Below are 20,664 nucleotides of genomic sequence, written 5' to 3'. Positions count from 1 at the left end.
ATGGCGGCGCGCCTCGGCCCTGCAGCAGGCGCGCGCGTCGCCGTGACGGGCGGCGCCGGCGGGATCGGCCGGGCGCTGGTCGCCGCCCTGCTGGGCGAGGGCTGCGGCGTGGCGGTGCTCGACCTGCCTGCGGTGCTCGCGGCGCATCCGCCAGCCGGCGGCGCCCTTCCCCTGCCCTGCGATGCGACCGACGAGGCCGGCGTCGGTGCCGCCTTCGCTTCGCTGCGCGACCGCTGGGGCGGGCTGGACGGGCTGGTGACGCTCGCCGGCTTCGCCGGACCGAAGCTCGCCGCCGGCGAGACCTCCCTGGCACTCTGGACCGAGGTGACGGAGGGTAATCTGGCCGCCACCTTCCTGGCCTGCCGTGCCGCGCTGCCCTTGCTGCGCGCCGGGAAAGACCCCGCGGTGGTGACGATGGCCTCCGGCCTCGCCGCCAAGCCGGCACCGGGCTACGCGCCCTATGCCGCCGCCAAGGCCGGGGTGCTGGCGCTGACGCGCGCGCTGGCGGCGGAGAACGCGCCCTGGCTGCGCGTGAACGCCGTGGCGCCGTCAGCCGTGGAGACCGCCTTCCTGCGCGGCGGCACCCATGCCGGCGGCGCGGATGCGCCGCGCTTCGACACCGACGCCTATTCCCGATCCGTACCGCTCGGGCGCCTTGCGACGCCCGAGGATGTGGTGGGGCCGATCCTGTTCCTGCTCGGCCCCGCCGCGGCCTATGTCACGGGGCAGACGCTGCATGTGAATGGCGGGCTGCTGATGCCCTGAGCCGTCAGGCGATCGCGCCGAAGCGCCCCGCCTGGTAGTCGCGCATCGCCTGCTTGATCTCCTCGCGCGTGTTCATCACGAATGGGCCATGCGCGACGACCGGCTCGTTGAGCGGCGCGGCGTGGCCGAACAGTGCGACGGCGCCTTCTGCGCCGGCCACCATCTCCACAGCATCGCCGTCGTCGGCCATCTCCGCGAGGTGGAATCGTTCGATCGTGGTGCCGGAGACCTGCAGCGCACCGGCGACGACGTACAGGAACACCGAGCGGCCGTTCGGTGCCGGCGCGATGGCGCGGCCGCCGGCGTCGAAGCGCAGCACCGTCATCGCCACGCCGGTGAGCGATTCGAAGGCGCCCTTGCGGCCCTCCCAGGCGCCGGCGATCAGCTCCACGCGGACCTTGCCGCCGTCCGCCTCGACGACCGGAATGTCCTCGCGCTGCAGCCCGGTATAGGCGGGCGCCGTCATCTTCAGCCGCGCCGGCAGGTTTACCCAGAGCTGCAGGATCTCGAGCGGACCGCCGGTTCGCTTGAAGCTGTCGGGCGAGATCTCGGCATGCACCAGGCCCCTGCCCGCGGTCATCCACTGCACGCCGCCGGCGCGGATCACGCTCTCATGCCCGCCGCTGTCGAGATGGGCGAGCTCGCCTTCCAGGATGAAGGTGACGGTCTCGAAGCCGCGATGCGGATGCGGGCCGAAGGGCAGGCCGTGATTGCCGGGCTTGTAGGTCTGCGGGCCGTGATGGTTCAGGAACAGGAAGGGGTCCACCTGGTCGAGGCCCGGCCCCGGCAGCGGACGGCGCGTGACGAGATCACCGATGTCGTCGCGCAGCGCGGGATGGGCGGCAATCAGGCTTCGGCTGGGCATCGCGGGGTCTCCCTTCGGCGCGCCGCAATGCGCCGGGCCGCCGGCGGGGTCAACGCCGGCCGCCGGCTTCCGTCGCGCGGGACGCCCGCCCATCATGACGCGAGGAGATTGCGCATGACCGACCTCGCGCCGCCGCCGACGCGGCTGCAGATGTTCCTCGCCTTCACCCGCATCGGCCTGTTCAGCTTCGGCGGCGCCGCGGCGATGGCCCGGCAGGTGGTGGTGGAGGAGAAGCATTGGCTCTCCGAGCGCGACTATGCGGAGATGCTGGCGGCCGGCCAGGTGCTGCCGGGGCCGAATGTGGGCAACACCTCGGTCATGCTGGGCCGGCGCTTCCACGGGCTGACGGGCGCACTGGCCGCGAGCGGCGGCTTCTACGCGGTGCCGCTGGTGCTGCTGACGGGGCTGCTGCTGGTCTATGGCAGCGTCGCGGAGGATCCGCGCGTGGATGCCTTCATGCACGGCATCGCGGCGGCCGCGGCCGGCATGGTGATCGGCACTGCGATCAAGATGGGCCAGAAGCTGAAACCGCCACCGGAGATGGTGGTGATCGGGCTGCTGGCGACCGCCGGCGCCGCCTGGCTGCGCCTGCCGCTGCCGCTGATCGTGCTGCTGCTGGCGCCGGTTGCCGTCGCCGCCGCCCTGCGCCGGCAGAAGGCGCGCGGCTGATGGGCGGCGTGCTGCTCTCGCTGTTGCTGACCTTCGGCACGCTGTCGCTGCTGGCGGTGGGCGGCGCTAATGCGGTGGTGCCGGAGATGCACCGGCAGATCGTGGAGATCCATGGCTGGCTGGACAGCGCGACCTTCGCGCAGGTCTATGCGCTGGCGCAGGCCGCACCGGGCCCGAACATCCTCGTCGCCGCTGCGCTGGGCTGGGTGATCGCGGGGCCGCTGGGCATGGGCGCCGCCTTCATCGGCATCGTGACGCCGGCCTGGGTGCTGGCCTGGTGGGTGGCGGGCATCACGGAGCGGCTGGCGTCGAAGCCCTGGCTCAAGGCAGTGCGCGCCGGGCTGGTGCCGATCGCGGTGGGGCTGATCCTGGCCTCCGGGCTGATCATGGCGCGGACGGTGTCGGTGCAGGCGATCGGGCTGGCGGTGGCCGTGGTCGCCGCGCTGGTGGTGTGGCGGACGGAGCTGAACCTGCTCTGGGTGCTGGCGGCCGGCGGTGTGCTAGGCCTCGCGCTGTTCTGACGCACCGCGCCGGAAGCGCTTCGCGACCGGCGCGATCACGTATTCGACGAGCGGGATCAGCACGGCGCCGAGCAGCACGCCGAACACGCCGGCCACGGTCGCCTCGATCAGCCAGCCGAGGAAGCCGCCGGCGGGCACCAGCGCATGCGACAGCTCCTGCGGCAAGTGGCCGATGGTCTTCGCGCCGAATTCGTAGAGGCCGTGCAGCACGATGCCGCCGCCGACCCAGAGCATCGCCGCCGTGCCCACCACCGCGAGCAGCGCCAGGAAGGGCGGCATGCCGCGGACGATCAGCCGCCCGAGCGCCGCGACTGCGCCGTTATTGCCGCGCGCCATCGCCGCGCCCGCATCGTCCGCCTTCACGATGATCGCGACGGCGCCGTAGACCACCGCGGTGATGCCGACGGCCACGGCCGCCAGAACCACGGCGCGCATCCAGAAGGAATCCGTCTCGATCGTGGCGAGCGCGATGGCCATGATCTCGGCGGAGAGGATGAAATCGGTGCGGATGGCGCCGGCGACGCGCGCATCCTCCAGCGCCTGCGGGTCCTGCGGGGCGGCGCCGACATGCTCCTCATGCGCGTGCGCCGCGTGCGGGAACAGCTTCTCGTACAGCTTCTCCGCGCCTTCGTAGCAGAGGAAGGCGCCGCCCAGCACCAGCAGCGGCATGATCGCCCAGGGCGCGAAGGCGCTGAGCGCGAGCGCGGCCGGCAGCAGGAAGACCAGCTTGTTGCGCAGCGAGCCGATGGCGATGCGCTTGACGATGGGGATCTCGCGCGCCGCGGCGAAGCCGACGACATAGCGGGGCGTGACGGCGGCATCGTCGATGACGACGCCCGCGGCCTTCGCGCCCGCCTTCGCGGCATGCGCCGCGACGTCGTCCACCGACGCCGCGGCGATCTTGGCGATGCCCGCGATATCGTCGAGCAGCGCGAGGAGGCCGGTTGCCATGCGGCGCGACTAGCCGGTGATGCCGATCTGCCAGGGCGCGAATTCGTGGCGCCCGAGACCGAGTTCCTCGCTCTTGCTCTTCTCGCCGGAGGCGATGCGCAGCAGCAGGTCCAGGATGCGCTCGCCCATCTCCGGCAGGGTCGCCGTGCCGTCGAGGATTTCGCCGCAGTTGATGTCCATGTCGTCCTCGAGCCGGCGGTACATCGGCGTGTTGGTGGCGAGCTTCACGGACGGCACCGGCTTTGCGCCGTACATCGAGCCGCGCCCGGTGGTGAAGGCGATGATGTTGGCGCCGCCGGCGATCTGGCCGGTGGCGGAGACGGGGTCGAAGCCCGGCGTGTCCATGAAGACGAAGCCCCTCGCGGTGACCGGTTCGGCATAGTTATAAACGCCCATGAGCGGACCGGTTCCGCCCTTCATCATCGCACCCAGCGATTTCTCCAGGATGTTGGCGAGGCCGCCGGCCTGGTTGCCGGGGCTGACGATGCCGTTGATCTGCGTGTCGCGGCCGAGGGCGTAGACGTCCTTCCACCAGCGGATGCGGTCCAGAAGCTTCTGGCCGACCTCCTGCGTCGCGGCGCGGCGGGTCAGCGTGTGCTCCACGCCGTAGATCTCGGGCGTCTCCGACAGGATGCCGGTGCCGCCATGCCGCGCCAGCAGGTCCACGGCCGCGCCCAGCGCGGGGTTGGCGGTGATGGAGGAAAACCCGTCGGAGCCGCCGCATTGCAGGCCGATGCAGAGATGCGCGGCGCTGACCGTGCTGCGCGTCGCGCGATCTGCCTCCGGCAGCATCTCCTTCACGGCAGCGATGCCCGCCTCGATGCTCTTCTTCGTGCCGCCCACTTCCTGCATCACCATGGTGCGCAGCATCGGGCCGGGCGTCAGGCCCTGGCTTTCCAGCATGGACTTGATCTGGTTGCGCTCGCAGCCGAGGCCGATCACCAGCACGCCCGCGACATTGGCGTGCTTCATGTAGCCGCCGAGCGTGCGGCGCAGCAGGTCCATCGGCTCGCCGGAGAATTCCATGCCGCAGCCCGTGGAATGGGTGAAGGCGGCGACGCCGTCCACGTTCGGCCACTCCGCCAGGCGCTCCGGCGTGAACCAATCGGCCACGGCCTGGCTGACGGTGGCGGAGCAGTTCACGCTGGACACCACCGCGATGAAGTTGCGCGTGCCGACGCGCCCATCGGCGCGGACGATGCCCTGGAAGGTCTTGCGCTGGGTGTCCGGGACAGGCTCGACGGCCCGGAAATCACGCCCGATGGCAGGGTCGCGGTCGAATTCGCGGAACTCGATATTGTGGCCGTGCAGCATGGTGCCGGGCGGCGTGTCCTCCGCCGCGAAGCCGATGGTCACCTGGTATTTCAGCACCGGATCGCCCTTCCGCAGGTGCTGCGTCGCGATCTTGTAGCCGGCCGGCGCCTTCTGCCGCGCAACGACATTCTCGCCGGGGATGGAGGTGCCGGGCTCGATGTCCACGCGGGCGACGACGACGTTGTCATCCGGGTGCAGCCGGATCACCGGGCCATCCATCCGCTTGGCGTTCAGGTCGATCACGGGCGCTCCTCCGGCAGAACGGCCGCACTCTGCCCCGGTGAACGGCCGCGGGCCAGACCTCAGCCGGCTTCGAGCGCCGGCGCGAGGCGGGCGGCCAGGTTCCGGAGCGCGGCCGCGATCGGGCCGGCCAGGACCTCCGGCGTCAGGACAGAGGCCGCGCCGCCGCAATTCAGCGCCATGACGCGGCGCCCGCCCGCGGCCACCACGGGCACGCCGATGGCGTTCACATCCGGGTGGAAGCGGCGGAGGTTGAAGACGAAGCCCTGCGCCGCGTGCTGCGCCAGCGCTGCCTCGATATCCGCAGCGCGGGCAGGCCATTCCGCGCCCGCCGCTCGCCGGAGGCGCTGCATCGCCTGTCGACGCTCGGGCTCCGCCAGCCCCGCCAGCCACGCCCAGCCCAGCGCCGAGGTCGCGATGGGCAGCGTCGATCCGACCGTCAACGCAAGGCGCAGGATGGTCGGTGCCTCCGCCCGCGCCACGATCACCATGTCGTCGCCATCGCGCGCGCCGAGCGAGACGGCGACGCCGAAGCGCTGGGCGATGTCGCGCATCGCGGGCTCCGCCACCTCCGCCACGCCGCTTTTCGCCAGGGTGGCGTAGCCCAGCGAGAGCAGGCCGTAGCCGGGCCGCAGCCGCTGCGGATCGCGCCCCGGCACCAGCAGGCCGAGGCGCTGCAGCGTGTGGCACAGCCGCCAGACCGTGGATTGCGGCAGGCCCGTGATCTCCGCGATCTCGGTGGAGCCGAGTTCCGGCCGTTCCAGGCTGAAGCAGCGCAGCACCTCGACGCCGCGGGCCAGGGCGGTGACGAATTGCCGGTCCTTCGCCACGGCGTCGGTCAGTGGAAACCCTCCGGAACCGGATGTTGCGCTGCACGCCTCGCGGGTTGACGGGGCGGGCTCATGGTCTGAAGCTTCCGTCCGACATGCAAGTAGCAAATCCGCACAGCGAATTGAAGCGGGATCGCCCGCCCTTCCCCGACCTCCGCCGCTTCTTCGCACCGCGGCGCGTCGCGCTGGTCGGTGCGTCGGAGGACCTGACCAAGTTCGGCGCGCGCTGCCTGAAGCAGATGCTGGATTTCGGCTTCGAGGGCGACGTCTTCCCGGTGAACCCGAACCGCGCGGCGGTGTTCGGGCGGCCTTGCTTCCCCTCCCTTTCCGCGCTGCCCGCGGTACCCGACCATGTCGGCATCGTGCTGCCGGCGGCCGCCTGCATCGGCGCGGTGGCAGAATGCGGCCGGCTCGGCATTCCCTTCGCCACCGTCTTCTCGAGCGGCTTCGCTGAGATGGGCACGGAGAAGGCCGCGGCGCTACAGGCCGAGCTGGTGGCGACGGCGCGCGCCGGCGGCGTGCGGCTGATGGGGCCGAACTGCAACGGCATGATCAACTTCGTGGACGGCTTCGCGCTGACCTCCACCGCGACGATCACGGGCGGGCGGCGGCCGGCGGGCGATATCGGCATCGTCGGGCAGAGCGGCGGCGCCACGCAGGTGAACGTGATGTGGCGGGCGCAGGAATACGGGCTCGGCGTCAGCTACCAGGTGAGCTCGGGCAACGACGCCGATCTCGACCTGCTGGACTACATGCACTTCCTGGTGGAGGACCCGCACACGAAGGTGGTGCTGGCGCTGGCGGAGCGCTTCGCCGATGGCGCGAAGCTGCAGGCGCTGGCGGCGCGCGCGGCGGAGCTGGGCAAGCCGGTGGCGCTGATCAAGTTCGGCCGCACGGAGACGGGCGCGAAGGCCGCGGCGAGCCACACGGGCGCGGTGACCGGCGCGGATGCGGTGTTCGATGCGGCCGCGCGGCAACTCGGGCTGATCCGCGTGGTGGATGCGCCGGAGCTCTACGAGGTCGCGATGCTGCTGCGCCAGGGCAAGCGGCCCGCGGGCAACCGCGCGGCGGCGCTGGCGATCTCCGGCGGCAACCTCGTGCTGCTGAGCGACCTCTCCGCGGCGCAGGGCATCGCCTTCCCGGACTACGCGCCAGAGACCAACGAGAAGCTGCGCAAGCTGGTGCCGGGCTTCATGAACATCACCAACCCGACGGACATGAGCGCGGGCGCGATCGGATCGAAGGACATATTCGGGCAGGCGGCGCGCGCGCTGCTGGAGGATCCGTCGGTCGATGCGGCGATGCCGGTGGTGACCATCGCGCCGGCCGAGGATATCCGGGCCATCGCCGCGATGGCCGCGGCCTCGCCCAAGCCGGTGGCGATCGTCTGGACCGGGCGCTGCGCCGATGATCCCGCGCTGACGCCGCAGGCGCTGGTGCGGGAGGGTCATGCGGTGTTCCGCGATGCGCTGCCCGCGGCGCAGGCGCTGGCGCGCACCATGCGCTGGTCGGATTTCCTGCGCCGCCGCAGCGCGGCGCCGATCCTCGTGCGCCCCGCCGACACCGATCCGGACACCGCGCGCCGGCTGCTGCGGGAGGCTGGCGACCGGCCGAATGAGCGGAGTTCGCGCGCGATCCTCGGCTGCTACGGGCTGCGCGGGCCCGAGGAAGCGGTGGCAACCTCACCCGAAGAGGCCGAGGCGCTGGCCGCGCGCATGCCGCGCCCGGTCGCGCTCAAAGTTCTCTCGCCGGACATCCTGCACAAGACGGAAGCGGGCGGCGTGAAGCTCGGCCTGCGGGGCGCAGCGGTGCGCACTGGCGCTGCCGAGATCCTTGCGAATGTGCGCGCCCATGCGCCGGACGCGCTGATCGAAGGCGTGCTGGTGCAGGAGATGGTGACCGGCGGGCAGGAGATGCTGCTGGGCATGGCGCGCGACGCGACCTTCGGCCCGGTGCTGACGCTGGGCTTCGGCGGCATCCATGTGGAGGTGCTGCGCGACGTCACCTTCCGCCTGCCGCCGATCTCCGCCGAGGAAGCGCGCGACGCGCTGGAGGAGCTGCGCCTGGCGCCGCTGCTGCGCGGCGTGCGCGGCGCGCAAGCGGCGGATGTGCCGGCGCTGGCCGATGCCATCGCGCGCTTCTCCTGGCTGCTGGCCGACCTCGGCGAGGCGCTGGAGGAGGTGGATGTGAACCCGCTTGCGGTGCTGCCCGCCGGCCAGGGCGTGCGTGTGCTGGACGCGCTGCTGGTGAAGCGCGCATGAGCCTGCATTGTGAGACACTGGATGGCGGCGTGCTGCGGCTCACGCTCGACCGCCCCAGATCCGCCAATGCGCTGGACAGCGCGCTGAACGCCGCGCTGGTAGCGGCGCTGGAAGACGCCGCGCGCGACGCGGCCGTGCGCGCGGTGCTGCTGACCGGTGCGGGCGGGCGCGTGTTCAGCGCGGGCGCGAATCTGCGCGAGGATCTCGGGCCGGATACGAAGCGGTTGCGGCGCGAAGCGCTGCTGCGCTCGCTGCTGGCAATGCTGGATTTTCCGAAGCCGCTGCTGGCGGTGGTGCGCGGCAAGGCCGTCGGTGGCGGCGGGATGCTGGTGCTGCTGGCGGATGAGGCGCTGATGGAGGGCGGTGCGAGCCTTTCCATGCCGGAGATCGGGCATGGCATGCCCTCCCCCATCGGCATCTCGATCCTGATGGACCGCGGCAGCCGCGCCGCGGCGCAGGCGCTGATGCAGGCGGCGGAGAGCTTCGATGCAGCGCGCTGCCTGGCGGCGGGGCTCGCCGCTTTCGTGCATGACGACGCCGCGCTGGATGCCGCCGCGCTGGACCGCGCGCGCCGCCTGGGCGCGCTGGATGCGCGCTGCTTCGCCGCCAACAAGCACTGGATGAACGCGCGGCTGCGCGCGGAACTGCCGCTTGCGGCCGCCCGCGCAGCCGAACTCGCGGAGACCGCCCATGCGCACTGAACCGACGCCCGAGCTCGCCGAACTCCGCCCCGCCATCCGCCGCTTCGTCGAGGAGAAGCTGGACCCGGTCGCGCAGGAGATCGACCGCAGCGGTGCCATCCCGGAGGAAGCCTGGTCGCTGATGCGGGAGCAAGGCTGGCTCGGCATGCTGCTGCCGGAAGACGCCGGCGGCGGCGGCGCCGATATCCTCGCCTACTGCCTGGTGATGGAGGAGGTGGCGCGCTCGCATCGCTGCTTCACCCTGCTGCTGGATGCGACCAGCGGCCTGACGCCCATGGGCATCCTGCGCCATGGCAGCGCCGCGCAGAAGGAACGCTGGCTGCAAGGCCTGGCCACCGGCCGGCTGCGCGCCGCCTTCGGCCTCAGCGAGCCCGATGCGGGCTCGGACGCCGCGGCGATGCGCACGCGGGCGGAGCGCATGCCGGGCGGGTGGAGGATCAACGGCCGCAAGCAATGGATCAGCGGCGGCCACACCGCCGACGTAGTGATGGTGATGGCCGTCACCGATGCCGAGAAGCGCGCTCGCGGTGGTATCGGCGCCTTCCTGGTGGAGAAGGGTACGCCCGGCTTCGACGTGACGCGGGTGGACACCACCATCGGCTCCGAGGCGATCAAGCTGGGCGAGCTGACCTTCACCGACTGCGTCGTGCCGGATGAGGCGGTGCTGGGCGATCCCGGCAAGGGATTCGCGATCGCCATGGGCTCGCTCACCAGCGGACGGCTGGGTGTCTCGGCGGCCTGCGTCGGTGCGGCGGACCGGTTGAACGCGCTATCCGCGGAGCATGCGAAGGCGCGCAGCACCTTCGGCCAGAAGCTGGCGGAGCGCCAGGCGATCCAGTGGATGCTGGCCGACAGCGCCACCGAGATCGAGGTCGCGCGGGCCTTCCTGTACCAGACCCTGCGCGACGTCGCGGCCGGGAAGGACCCGGGCGTCGCCACCAGCATTTGCAAGCTGTTCTGCTCCGAGATGGTCGGCCGTGTCGCGGACCGCGCGGTGCAGATCCACGGCGCCACCGGCCTGGTGCGCGGCTTCGCGGTGGAGCGCTTCTATCGCGACATCCGCCACTACCGCGTGGGCGAAGGCACCTCCGAGATCCAGCGCATGCTGATCGCGCGGGACCTGCTGAAGTGAGCGGATTGCGCGATGCGGCCATCGTCGGCATCGGCGAAAGCCGGTTGGGCCGCGTGCCCGGCATGACCGCGCTCGACTTGCAGCGGGAGGCCGCGGAGGCGGCGCTGGCCGATGCGGGCCTGAGCTTCGCGGATGTGGACGGGCTGCTGACCACGCCGGTGCGCACCGAAAGCTGGGCCATGCCCTGCGGCATGGTGGCGCAGGAATTCGGCCTGCATCCCCGCTACATCGCGACGCTGGATGTCGCCGGCGCCTCCGGCTGCTCGATGGTGGCGCATGCGGCGGCGGCGTTGGCGACCGGCCAGGCGAGCACCGTGCTCTGCGTTGCGGGGCAGCCGGGCCTGTCGCATCACGGGCGGGATTCCATGGTGAAGACGCTGGCCGGCGCGGGATGGGCGCATCCCGATCTGGAAGCGCCCTATGGCCCGCTGGTGCCGACGCTCTACGCGCTGGTCGCGCAGCGGCACATGCGGGAATACGGCACAACGGCGGAACAGCTTGCGGAAGTGGCGGTCGCGATGCGCGGCTGGGCGGCGATGAACCCGAACGCGCAGAAGCGCGAGCCGATCAGCATCGCCGATGTGCTGGCCTCGCCCATGGTGACCTCTCCGCTGCATGTGCTGGATTGCGCGCTGGTCTCGGACGGCGCGGTGGCGGTGATCGTGACGGGCAAGGACCGCGCACGCGACCTGAAGCAGCGGCCGATAACACCGCTCGGCGCGGGGCATGGGTTCAGCCACGGCTACATCGGCGAGTACCAGGCGCTGACCTCGACCGCCTCGGCCGATGCCGGGCGCGCGGCCTTCGCCCAGGCGGGCGTGACGCCGGGCGATATCCAGGTCGCGCAGCTCTATGACTGCTTCACCATCACGGTGATCGTGGAACTGGAGGATCTCGGCTTCTGCGCGAAGGGCGAAGGCGGCGCCTTCGTGCAGGGCGGGCGCATCGGGCCGGGCGGCGCGCTGCCCGTCACGACGCATGGCGGGCTGCTCTCCGCCGGCCACCCCGGCCTCGCCGGCGGCATGTTCCATGTGGTGGAAGCCGTACGGCAATTGCGGGGCGACGCCGGGTCGCGCCAGGTGGATGGCGCGGAGCTTGCGCTGGTGCATGGCAATGGCGGCATCATCGGGCTGCATTGCTCGCTTGTGCTGGGGAGACTCTGATGCCCGATCCACTCGCGCCGTTGCTGGAAGGCTATGCCGAGGACCGGCTGCGCCTTCCCTTCTGCGAGAAATGCGGCAAGCCACATCTCTATCCCCGCGCGCGCTGCCCGCATTGCGGCAACGCGAGCCTCGCCTGGCGGGAGGCCAGCGGTCGCGGCAGCCTGGCAAGCTGGTCCGTGGTGCATCGCGCGCCCTCCCCGGATTTCGCGGCCGAGGTGCCCTACACCGTCGCGCTGGTGCGGCTTGAGGAAGGGCCGCAACTCATGACCCGCGTGGTGGATGCGCCGGAAGAAGCGCTGCGGCTGGGACTGCCTTTGACGCTGCGCTTCGCCACGATGCCCGGCGGCGAGCGGCGACCCGTCTTTGCGCCGGAAGGAGTTTCGGCATGAGCGAACCCGTGCTGCTCGAGATCGCCGACGCCGTCGCCTGGATCACGCTGAACCGGCCGGAGGCGATGAACGCGCTGAACACCGCGACGCGCGACGCGCTGCCGAAGGCGATCCGCGCCGCCGAGGCCGATCCGGCCGTGCGCGTGATCGTGCTGCGCGGCGCCGGCGAGCGCGCCTTCTGCGCCGGCGCGGACATCAAGGAATTCGTGGAGGTCCCCTCCCCCGCCGAATACCGGCAGTCGCGCGTGCATGACAGCTGGATCCGCGCATTCGACGAGACACGCAAGCCGATCGTCGCAAGCATCCACGGCATCTGCCTCGGCGGTGGGCTGGAGATCGCGCTGGCCTGTGACATCCGCATCGCGGCCGAGGATGCGCTGATCGGCCTGCCCGAGACCGGCCTCGGCATCATGACCGGCGTCGGCGGGTCGCAGCGCCTGCCGCGCGTCGTCGGACTGGGCCTGGCGCTCGACATGATGCTGACGGGGGATCGTCTTTCGGCCGCCCGCTCGCGGGAGATCGGGCTGGTGACGCGCGTGGTGCCGCGCGCGGAGCTGCACGCCGCGACCGCCGCGCTCGCCGCGCATCTCGCCGCGCGGCCGCCCATGGCGATGGCGCTGGCGAAGGAAGCCGTGCGCGCCGCGATGGACCTGCCGCTGCGCGAGGGCATGCGGCTGGAGGTGGACCTGCTGACCCTGCTGCTGAACACCGAGGACCGGCTGGAGGCGGCGCGCGCCTTCCGCGAGAAACGCAAGCCGCGCTTCAGCGGCCGATAACGACAAACAGGAGGAACAGGCCATGTCAGAATTCACCCGCAGGACACTGCTCTCCGCGGCAGCGGCGCTCGCCGCCGCGCCGGCCTTCGCGCAGCAGGATTTTCCGACGCGGCCGATCCGCCTGATCAATCCCTGGACGCCCGGTGGCCCCGCCGACACGGTCGGCCGCCCTGTCGCGCAGAAGGCGAGCGAACTGCTGGGGCAGCCCGTGGTGATGGAGAACCGGCCCGGCGCCAACGGCACCATCGGCGCCACCTTCGTCGCGCGCGCCGCGCCCGACGGCTACACGCTGTTCTTCTCCCATGTCGGTCCGGTCGCGATCAGCCCCAACTTCGCGTCCGGCCTGCAATTCGACACGCTGCGCGACTTCGCGCCGGTCACGCAGCTCGTCTCCGGGCCGATCGTGCTGGTGGTGCGGCCGGACGTGCCCGCGCGCACGGTGCAGGAGCTGCTCGACCTGGCGAAGCAGAAGCCCGGCGAGCTCAGCTATGGCTCGGTCGGCCCGGCGAGCACCACGCATCTGGCCGGCGAGATGATGGCGCTGATGGGCAAGGTGCAGCTGCTGCACGTGCCGTATCAGGGTGCCGCGCCGGTCATCACGGACCTGCTGGGCGGGCGCATCCACTTCGCCTTCATCAACTTCTCCGCCGCCATCGCGCAGGCGCAGGCGGGGAAGCTGAACATCATCGCCGTCTCCACCCCGCGACGCTCGGTCAAGCTGCCGGACGTGCCGACGGTGGCCGAGACGCTGCCGGGCTTCGAGGTGAATTCCTGGTACGGCATCATGGCGCCCGCCGGCACGCCGCGGCCGATCATCGACAAGCTGTATCGCGCCTTCGCCGCGGCGATCCGCACGCCGGAGATCTCCGCCGCGCTGGAAGCGCAGGGCTTCGGCATCGAGGCGACGACGCCCGACCAGTATGCGCAGAAGATCCGCGACGACCTGCAGCGCTGGGGCGAGCTTGCGCGCGCCACCGGCATACGCATCGGCTGACCGCGCCATGGCGATGCGCATCTGGCACCAGGGCCTGGTGATCTTCGATGACCTGCCGGAGTACCGCGCGGCGACGGAGAAGCATCTGCGCTCCGTCGTCCGGCCGGACACCGAGGTGGTGATGCACGGCATCCTCCGCGGCACCTATGCCACGGATTACCCGATCGACGAGCTGCAGTACCGGCCGCTGGCGCTGATGCATCGCGCGCAGCCCATGGCGGCAGCCTATGCCGCGGAGCGCCAGGGCTTCGACGCCTTCGTGATGAGCTACCTTTCGGGCGTGATGCTGCCGGAGATCCGCGCGCTGGTGGACATCCCCGTGGTGAACTACCTGGAGGCGGCGGCGCATTTCGCGACCATGTATGGCTACCGCTTCGGCATCACCCGCTTCGCCCCGCAGCTCGGCGGCGAGATCCAGGACTTTTTGGATAGTATCGGGCTCGGCAAGAGCTTCGCTGGCGTCGTCGCCTCCGGCTATTCGTACAAGAAGATCTTCGGCGGCTTCGCGGCGCCGGGCGAGGTGATCGAGCGCTTCCAGCAGACGGTGCGGGACTTCAGCAAGGAAACCGGCGCTGACGTCATCATCCCCGGCGAGATGCCACAGAACATCTTCCTCACCACCAACGGCATCCACCGCGTGGACGAGATACCCATCATCGACGGCGTCGGCGTTACCTACAAGCTGGCGGAGGTGATGGTGGACCTGAAGCGCCAGTTCGGGCTCTCGCGCAGCCGGCAGGGCCAGAAGAACTGGCGCCCGCCGCCGGAGCGCGTGGCCGATGTCATGCGCTTCTACGGCATGGACAAGATGTGGAAGGCCGTCGGCGCGCTGGAGGGGGAGGGCTGAGATGACGCTGATCCTGGATCGCCGCGTCGCACTGCTCGCCGCGCTGCTGGCACCCGCCGCGGCGCGTGCGCAGGGCGCGGGCGATTATCCGAACCGGCCGATCCGCCTGGTGGTGCCTTGGCCGCCGGGCGGGCCGATCGACCTTGCCTCCCGCCCCATCGCGCAGCACATGCAGGCGACGCTCGGCCAGCCGGTGGTCATCGAGAACCGCGCGGGGGCGAACGGCACGATCGGCGCCGCGCATGTCGCGCAGGCGGCGCCGGACGGCTATACGCTGCTGGTGGCTTCGCCCGGCACCGTCTCGATCCATCCCCTGGCGCGCGGGCCGGCGGGCTACGATCCGCTGAAGCTCTACGCGCCGGTGACCCAGCTCGTCTCCAGCCCCTCGGTGCTGGTGGTGCGCAAGGACCTGCCGGCGAACACGCTGGCGGAACTCGTGGCGCTGGCGAAGGCGCAGCCGGGCAAGCTGACCTATGGCTCCGCGGGCCCGGCCAGCATCAACCATCTCAGCGCGGCGACGCTTGCCGCCCGCGCCGGGATCGAGCTTCTGCACGTGCCCTACCAGGGTGCGGCGCCGATGATCAACGACCTTATCGCGGGCCGCATCGACATGGGCTTCATGGGCATCAGCGTCGCGCTGCCGCTGATCCGCAACGGCCAGGCGCGCGGCATCGCAGTGGGAAATGCGCGGCGCGCAACGGCCCTGCCGGACCTGCCCACCGTGGCGGAGACCTATCCGGGATTCCAGGCGGACAATTGGTACGCGATCCTTGCCCCCGCAGGCACGCCGGCGCCGATCCTGGAGAAGCTGCGCAAGGCTGCGGTGGCGGCGGTGGAGGATCCGCAGGTCAGCCAGATCCTGCGCAATGGCGGCACGGAGCCGGCGCCATCCGAAAGCCCGGCGGCCGCCTCCGCGATGTTCCTGGAGGATCTGGAGCGCTGGCGCGAGGCTGTGCGCGCGGCCGGCCTGCGCAGCGATTGAATCGCGCGGCTCAGGGCCAGGTCGCGCGCGGCATCGCTTCCATGGCCGCGTAGTCGGGCTCGGCGGTCGCGCCGAGGCCGGGCGTGTCGAGCGAGGCGATGTCGAGCGCGCCGTCGCGGATCTTCAGGCGCGGGCCGCGTGGCGTGTCGGCGTAGAGATCGGGATGCGCTTCCATGAAGCGTACCGCCTCGGCCTTCGGGCGGCCGGCGAAGCCGTCCACGAAATGGTGGCCGTTGCGCTCGACATGCGGCAGGCCCATCAGCGAGACCAGGGCAAGGTCCTGCTGCACGCAGACACCGGCGAGCGTCGTCAGGTCCTCGGCCGACATGAAGTAGCGGTCGCGCCCGTCCGCCGCGTTCCAGGCGCGGCAGCGCGCGAGGTTGATCAGGGAACGCCAGACGCCCTTGCACGCCTTGGACGAAACACCGGCATAGCCGAGCGCCTTTCCGGTGACGAAGGCATCCAGCGGCCCATCGCTTTCGTCGATGATCACAGGCCGCGCGGCGGCCAGCGCGCTCATGCCCGTTTCCAGCGCGCGGGCGCGCTTCACGGGCTGTTCGATGAACAGGATGGAGTTGCGCAGCTTCGCCAGGCGCGGCTCGGCTTCCATGGCGCGCCAGAGCGCCAGCGCGCCCTCGGCATCCTCGTACTGCTCGTTGCCGTCCAGGCTGGCGTGGTAGCCGCCATGCAGTCGGTCCAGCACCGCGGCGATGCGCGACAGGCGCTCCACATCGGCGGCGACATTGCCGCCGACCTTCAGCTTCCAGTAGCGGTGGCCGTAGGTGGCGACGACCTCCTCCAGCGTCTCGGGCAGGCCATCATCCACACGCTCCGTCTGGTCCGCGGCGGTGATCGGGTCCACCAGGCCGACGGTGTGGCGGGCGTGGATGCGGCGCAGGGGATCGAGGCCGGCGAGCATCGCGGCGAAATCGAAGCCGGCGAGGTCGGGCGCCACGGCATGCGGCGCCATGCCGCCGATATTGGCGCGCATGCCCGACCAGAAGGAGACGGCCTTCGCCTTCAGCAGCGCATCCAGCATCGCGCGGTCCAGTAGCGCACGGCCGTAGCTGGCGACGAGCGGGTTCAGCTTATCTGCCGCGCCGGCTCCGGTGACCTGCGGATAGGTGTCGGCGAAATGGCCGAACGCCGTATTGGCCCCGGCGGCGCGCGTGGCCTCCGTCGCGATCTCCAGCGCGCGGCGAAGCTGGTCTTCGTTCTGCGCATCGGACAGCGCGGGATCCTTGTCGAACCACTTCGCGGCGAGGGTTTCGGCTGCGACGCCCCAATGCTCCGTCCCATCCTCCAGCCGGATGCGTGCGCGCACCACCGCCTGACGGCCATGCGTCACGGTGATCACGCCGAAGCGGAAGGGCATCCGCAGCTTGAACGGCCATTCGAGGCGCTGCGTCTCGACGAGGGAAAAGCGCGGCGCGTCCATCAGGCTGGCTCCATCAGGCCGGAGAGGTAGCCGATCGCGCGGGCGGCGCAGGTCGGGCCATCCGGGTGGTAGTCGAAGGGCTCCACCGCGCAAAAGCCGCGATAGCCCGTGTCATGCAGGGCGCGCAGCACGGGGCCAAAGCGGTCATCCCCCTGGCCGGGGCCGCGGCGATTGCGGTCGTTCAGATGCACATGCGCGATCCAGCCGGAAGGAACGTATCGGCGCAGCAGCGCCTCGACCGGCTCGGCCTCGCCATTGCCGGCGGCGCTGACGTCCAGCATCGTCTTGAGGCTGGGCAGGTTGATGCGCTCGACGATCGCGATCGCTTCCACGACGGTGGTGGCCCAGTTGGTCTGGCGTGAATCCAGCGCCTCCAGGCAATAGGTCAGGCCGTGCTGCGCGGCCCAGGCGCCCGCCTTCGCCATCACCTCCTCGGCACGTACCGCATCGCCATCGGCTTCCACCTGGCGCTGCTTCGGCGAGCCATGCACGAGCAGTGTCGCGCCGAGATCGGCGGCGAGGCCGATCAGGCGCTGCACCACATCCAGCGTGCGGGTGCGCAACGCGGGGTCGCCGCTGGTGATGGACAGTCCGGTGGGTGCGACCAGCAGCCAGTGGAGCGAGGTGATCGGCGCGCCCTCCCCTTCCGCGATGCGGCGCAGTTCCGCGCGGCGCGACGCGGGCAGCCGATGCGGCGCCTCGGCATCCAAGGTGAAAGGCGCGACTTCCAGCCCGGCATAGCCGAGGCCGGCCGCGAGCCGTGCCTGTTCGCGGAAGCCGAGGCCGGCGACGACCTCGTTGCACAGCGCGATGCGCATCATCCCTCCCCGATCGCGACAACGCGGCCTTCCTGCGCCGAACGCCGCGCCGCGTCCAGGATGACGAGCGGCGCGACGCCGCCTTCCTGCAACCCCGGCCCCTGCGGGGCGCGCGTGCGCACCGCCGTGAGAAAGGCGTCCAACTGGGCCGTGACGACGCCGACGGGGTCGAGCGCCGGCGCGTCCACGGTCTCCCGCGCCGCATGCCGCGGCAGCCAGGCGCCGCCGGGCGCGGGCTCGTGTCGGCCACGGCGCAGCACCAGCCGCTCGGCCGCAAAATCGAGTTGCGCAAGGGCGTCGCGGCCGGCCACCGCCAGCAGCTTGCGCGTCTCCGCGCCGGGCACCACGGCGTCCTCGTGCTCGCCGGGCAGCACACAGCCGGCCTCGATGAAGCCGGTGGCGCCGGAGGGGAAGATGAGTTGGATCAGTGCCAGGTCCTCCCGTCCGCGGCCGAGCGGATCGGACAGCGTGGCGAAGACACGGGACGGCGCCTCGCCAGCCATCCAGGGCAACAGGTCGGCGAAATGCACGGCGTCGTTGAGCAACGCGCCGGAATCGGGGCGGGCGCGCTTCAGCCCGGACATGCGCGCGGAGAGGTGATGCAGCCGGCCGAATTCGCCCCCGCGCAGCATCGCATGCAGCGCCCGCGCCTTCGGATGGAAGCGGAAATACAGCCCGACCTGCGCGATGCGGCCGGTCTCGCGCACCATCGCGTCCAACACCGCGCTCTCCGCCGCCGTCACCGTGGCGGGCTTCTCGAGGAACAGGTCCCGCCCGGCCCGCAGCACCGCCGCCGCCACGTCGCGATGCGTGTCCGGCGGCGTGGCGACGATGGCGGCGTCGCAGGCGGCCAGCCCGTCCTCCAGCCTGTCCACGAAGCGCAGGCCCGGCAGCATCGCGCGCACCGCAGGCGACGGGTCGTAGCCGAGCGCCGCGACGCCGAGCCGCGCCAGCGCCGCGGCGTGGACGCGCCCGAAGGCGCCGCAGCCGATGAGCAGGATGCGCGGCATGGCAGCAGCCAAGGCCGCAGCCGCAACGTCGTCAAGCCGTGGTTGACCGCACCGGCACAACGCGGAAGCCTGCGCGCCCATGCCACCGCGCCCGCTCACAGAAGACGACCTGCCGCGCGCCGTCGCGCTGTCCGCCACCGTCGGCTGGAACCAGACGGCAGAGGATTGGCGCGTCTTCCTGCGGCAGGGCCAAGTGCAGGCGCTGGATGACGGACATCCCGAATGCCTGGCCGCCACCGCGGCGGTGCTGCCCTTCGGGCGAGACGTTGCCTGGATCTCGATGGTGCTGGTGCGGCCGGACCGGCGCCGCGCCGGCCTCGCCACCGCGATGATGCGCTGGGCGGTGAAGGCGCTTTCCGGCACGCGCTGCATCGCGCTGGATGCGACGCCCGAAGGGCGGGAGGTCTATCGCCGGCTCGGGTTCGCGGATGCCTTCGGCTTCGCGCGCTGGCGCCTGGGCGATCCGCTCGATGCGCCGCCCGGCGCCGCGCATCCCCTGCGGGAGGACGACTGGCCGGCAGTGCTGCGCGCCGATGCCGACGGTTTCGGCGCGCCGCGCGCGGCGCTGCTGCGCGATTTCGCCCGGCGCCTGCCGGCGGCGGCCTGGGTGGCGGCCGACGGATTCTGCGTCGGGCGCGACGGGCATCGCCTGCCGCAGATCGGGCCCGTGGTCACGGAGTCGCCCGCAACGGCGGCGGCGCTGATCGGCGCCGCGCAGCGGGCCATCGGCGGGCCGGCGCTGCTCGACCTGGCGGATGCGCAGGAGGTCCTGGCCGCGGCGCTGGAAGCGAAGGGCGCGCAACGCCTGCGTCGCTTTACCCGCATGACGCTCGGCGAAGCACCGCCGGGCCGGGCGCAGGCGCTGGTTGCCATGGCGGGGGCCGAGTTCGGTTGACGCCTCGCTTCCGCCACCGCACCATCGGCGGTAACCGTCGGGTTACCAGCGCTCCAGGGAGGAGAAGGACGACATGACGACCACCCGCAGGACCCTGCTCGCCGCCGGCGCGGCGACGCTCGCAATGCCCGGCCTCGGCCATGCGCAGGCCGCCTGGAAGCCGGAGCGGCCGGTGACCATCATCGTGCCCTGGGCCGCCGGCGGCTCCACCGACCAGATGGTGCGCCTCGTCGCACCGGAACTCGAAGCCGCGCTCGGCCAGCGCTTCGTGGTGGTGAACCAGCCCGGTGCCTCGGGCTCGATCGGCACGCGCAACGCGCTGGCCGCGGAGAAGGACGGCTATACCTGGGCCGCGGGCGCGGCGGTGGATGTCGGCTGCTACAAGGTGCTCGGCCTGCTCGACACGATGCTGGCGGACTGGAACCTGTTCTTCGCGGTCGCCAATGTGAACATCCTCGTCGCCAATCCGCAGGCCGGCATCCGCGACTTCGGCGCGGCGATGGAGGCCTTCCGCAGCCGGGGCGCGAGCCTGGCGGTGGCGACGGCGGGCGTCAGCTCGGCCGGCCACAACATGATGTCGGCGATCAAGGCGGCGACCAACATCAACTACCGCCACGCCACCTACGATGGCGGCAACCCCGCGATGATCGCGACCGTCAGCGGCGAGACGCCGATGGGCGCCGTGCTGCTGGTGGAAGCGGCCGAGATGATCCGCGCGCGCCGCCTGATCCCGCTGGCCGTGCAGGCCGAGCAGCCGGTGACGCTGCAGGGCTTCGGCGAGATCCCCTCCATCACGCGCTGGCTGCCGAACATCCCGGCGCCACTGAACTACTTCGGCATCTGGTGCCCGAAGGGCGTGCCGCAGAACGTGGTGGATACGATGGGCCAGGTCTGGCGCGACAAGATCGCGAACAGCCAGCGGCTGAAGGACTACGCTGCGCAGCGCGCCGCGGTGTTCGCGCCGCTGCATGGGCAGGAGGCCTTCGACCAAGCCTGGAAGATGGTGCGGCAGACCGCCTGGCTCTACTTCGACGGCGGCACGGCCAAGGTGAGCCCGGACACGCTGGGGATCCAGCGGCTTTGATCTGCGCCGGGATCGGCGC

Annotated in this window: 21 protein-coding genes; 14 read left to right on the top strand and 7 right to left on the bottom strand. The window is 71.5% G+C overall.

Annotated features, from left to right (window positions below; translation table 11 throughout):
• Positions 1 to 765, top strand: a complete 765-nt coding sequence (locus E4T13_RS03400; protein ID WP_137176823.1) for an SDR family NAD(P)-dependent oxidoreductase — start codon at positions 1 to 3, stop codon at positions 763 to 765.
• A 4-nt stretch (positions 766 to 769) separates the two neighbouring features.
• Here E4T13_RS03400 and E4T13_RS03395 read toward each other — a convergent pair whose 3' ends face one another.
• On the bottom strand, positions 770 to 1,630 hold the full coding sequence (locus tag E4T13_RS03395; RefSeq protein ID WP_137176822.1) for a pirin family protein: 861 nt from the start codon (positions 1,628 to 1,630) through the stop codon (positions 770 to 772).
• Between the two features lie 114 nt (positions 1,631 to 1,744).
• Here E4T13_RS03395 and E4T13_RS03390 point away from each other — a divergent pair, with 114 nt between their 5' ends.
• Together E4T13_RS03390 and E4T13_RS03385 are read left to right on the top strand one after the other, a co-directional pair.
• Positions 1,745 to 2,299, top strand: a complete 555-nt coding sequence (locus E4T13_RS03390) for a chromate transporter (RefSeq protein ID WP_170984776.1) — start codon at positions 1,745 to 1,747, stop codon at positions 2,297 to 2,299.
• The gene (locus E4T13_RS03385) at positions 2,299 to 2,820 is read left to right on the top strand and encodes a chromate transporter (RefSeq protein WP_137176820.1); all 522 of its coding nucleotides are present in this window, start codon (positions 2,299 to 2,301) and stop codon (positions 2,818 to 2,820) included. The genes E4T13_RS03390 and E4T13_RS03385 overlap by 1 nt, the downstream gene beginning before the upstream one ends.
• Here E4T13_RS03385 and E4T13_RS03380 read toward each other — a convergent pair.
• The 3 genes from E4T13_RS03380 to E4T13_RS03370 all read right to left on the bottom strand — a co-directional run bounded on the left by E4T13_RS03380 (position 2,800) and on the right by E4T13_RS03370 (position 6,155).
• Positions 2,800 to 3,771, bottom strand: a complete 972-nt coding sequence (locus E4T13_RS03380; RefSeq protein ID WP_137176819.1) for a DUF808 domain-containing protein — start codon at positions 3,769 to 3,771, stop codon at positions 2,800 to 2,802. The genes E4T13_RS03385 and E4T13_RS03380 overlap by 21 nt on opposite strands.
• 9 nt (positions 3,772 to 3,780) lie before the next feature.
• Positions 3,781 to 5,304: a UxaA family hydrolase gene (locus E4T13_RS03375; protein WP_206030106.1), complete on the bottom strand. Its 1,524-nt coding sequence runs from the start codon at positions 5,302 to 5,304 to the stop codon at positions 3,781 to 3,783.
• Positions 5,305 to 5,387: 83 nt separating this feature from the next.
• Positions 5,388 to 6,155 (bottom strand): IclR family transcriptional regulator, encoded by a 768-nt coding sequence (locus E4T13_RS03370; protein WP_170984775.1) that lies wholly within the window; start codon positions 6,153 to 6,155, stop codon positions 5,388 to 5,390.
• A 122-nt stretch (positions 6,156 to 6,277) separates the two neighbouring features.
• Here E4T13_RS03370 and E4T13_RS03365 point away from each other — a divergent pair, with 122 nt between their 5' ends.
• The 9 genes from E4T13_RS03365 to E4T13_RS03325 are packed head-to-tail and all read left to right on the top strand — an operon-like array spanning position 6,278 to position 15,400.
• On the top strand, positions 6,278 to 8,416 hold the full coding sequence (locus E4T13_RS03365) for an acetate--CoA ligase family protein (protein WP_170984774.1): 2,139 nt from the start codon (positions 6,278 to 6,280) through the stop codon (positions 8,414 to 8,416).
• Positions 8,413 to 9,117 (top strand): enoyl-CoA hydratase/isomerase family protein, encoded by a 705-nt coding sequence (locus E4T13_RS03360; RefSeq protein ID WP_137176815.1) that lies wholly within the window; start codon positions 8,413 to 8,415, stop codon positions 9,115 to 9,117. Before E4T13_RS03365 ends, E4T13_RS03360 begins: the two co-directional genes overlap by 4 nt.
• On the top strand, positions 9,107 to 10,249 hold the full coding sequence (locus tag E4T13_RS03355; protein WP_137176814.1) for an acyl-CoA dehydrogenase family protein: 1,143 nt from the start codon (positions 9,107 to 9,109) through the stop codon (positions 10,247 to 10,249). The genes E4T13_RS03360 and E4T13_RS03355 overlap by 11 nt, the downstream gene beginning before the upstream one ends.
• Positions 10,246 to 11,412: a thiolase C-terminal domain-containing protein gene (locus tag E4T13_RS03350; protein WP_206030056.1), complete on the top strand. Its 1,167-nt coding sequence runs from the start codon at positions 10,246 to 10,248 to the stop codon at positions 11,410 to 11,412. The genes E4T13_RS03355 and E4T13_RS03350 overlap by 4 nt, the downstream gene beginning before the upstream one ends.
• Positions 11,412 to 11,801 (top strand): Zn-ribbon domain-containing OB-fold protein, encoded by a 390-nt coding sequence (locus E4T13_RS03345; protein WP_137176813.1) that lies wholly within the window; start codon positions 11,412 to 11,414, stop codon positions 11,799 to 11,801. The genes E4T13_RS03350 and E4T13_RS03345 overlap by 1 nt, the downstream gene beginning before the upstream one ends.
• Positions 11,798 to 12,577 (top strand): enoyl-CoA hydratase/isomerase family protein, encoded by a 780-nt coding sequence (locus E4T13_RS03340; RefSeq protein ID WP_137176812.1) that lies wholly within the window; start codon positions 11,798 to 11,800, stop codon positions 12,575 to 12,577. Before E4T13_RS03345 ends, E4T13_RS03340 begins: the two co-directional genes overlap by 4 nt.
• A 22-nt stretch (positions 12,578 to 12,599) precedes the next feature.
• Positions 12,600 to 13,571: a tripartite tricarboxylate transporter substrate binding protein gene (locus E4T13_RS03335; protein ID WP_137176811.1), complete on the top strand. Its 972-nt coding sequence runs from the start codon at positions 12,600 to 12,602 to the stop codon at positions 13,569 to 13,571.
• Between the two features lie 7 nt (positions 13,572 to 13,578).
• Complete coding sequence (locus E4T13_RS03330) at positions 13,579 to 14,418, top strand: aspartate/glutamate racemase family protein (protein ID WP_137176810.1); 840 nt, start codon at positions 13,579 to 13,581, stop codon at positions 14,416 to 14,418.
• 1 nt (position 14,419) lies between these two features.
• Positions 14,420 to 15,400, top strand: a complete 981-nt coding sequence (locus E4T13_RS03325; RefSeq protein ID WP_170984773.1) for a tripartite tricarboxylate transporter substrate binding protein — start codon at positions 14,420 to 14,422, stop codon at positions 15,398 to 15,400.
• 10 nt (positions 15,401 to 15,410) lie between these two features.
• Here the strand turns inward: E4T13_RS03325 and E4T13_RS03320 are convergent, their stop codons facing one another.
• From E4T13_RS03320 to E4T13_RS03310, 3 genes are read right to left on the bottom strand one after another with little or no spacing between them, the layout of a single operon-like run.
• Complete coding sequence (locus E4T13_RS03320; RefSeq protein ID WP_137176808.1) at positions 15,411 to 16,838, bottom strand: mandelate racemase; 1,428 nt, start codon at positions 16,836 to 16,838, stop codon at positions 15,411 to 15,413.
• Entirely contained in the window at positions 16,838 to 17,656 is an 819-nt protein-coding gene (locus E4T13_RS03315) for a sugar phosphate isomerase/epimerase (protein WP_137176807.1), read from the bottom strand. Before E4T13_RS03315 ends, E4T13_RS03320 begins: the two co-directional genes overlap by 1 nt.
• Positions 17,656 to 18,666, bottom strand: a complete 1,011-nt coding sequence (locus tag E4T13_RS03310; RefSeq protein ID WP_170984772.1) for a Gfo/Idh/MocA family protein — start codon at positions 18,664 to 18,666, stop codon at positions 17,656 to 17,658. The genes E4T13_RS03315 and E4T13_RS03310 overlap by 1 nt, the downstream gene beginning before the upstream one ends.
• Positions 18,667 to 18,745: 79 nt before the next feature.
• Here E4T13_RS03310 and E4T13_RS03305 point away from each other — a divergent pair, with 79 nt between their 5' ends.
• Together E4T13_RS03305 and E4T13_RS03300 are read left to right on the top strand one after the other, a co-directional pair.
• Complete coding sequence (locus E4T13_RS03305; protein ID WP_137176805.1) at positions 18,746 to 19,561, top strand: GNAT family N-acetyltransferase; 816 nt, start codon at positions 18,746 to 18,748, stop codon at positions 19,559 to 19,561.
• 73 nt (positions 19,562 to 19,634) lie between these two features.
• Complete coding sequence (locus tag E4T13_RS03300) at positions 19,635 to 20,645, top strand: tripartite tricarboxylate transporter substrate binding protein (protein WP_137176804.1); 1,011 nt, start codon at positions 19,635 to 19,637, stop codon at positions 20,643 to 20,645.
• The last annotated feature ends 19 nt before the right edge of the window (positions 20,646 to 20,664 follow it).

Origin of the sequence: Roseomonas sp. AR75, assembly GCF_005222815.1 — a bacterium.
Classification (GTDB): Bacteria; Pseudomonadota; Alphaproteobacteria; order Acetobacterales; family Acetobacteraceae; genus Falsiroseomonas.
This window is presented reverse-complemented; position numbering and strand designations above follow the sequence as displayed.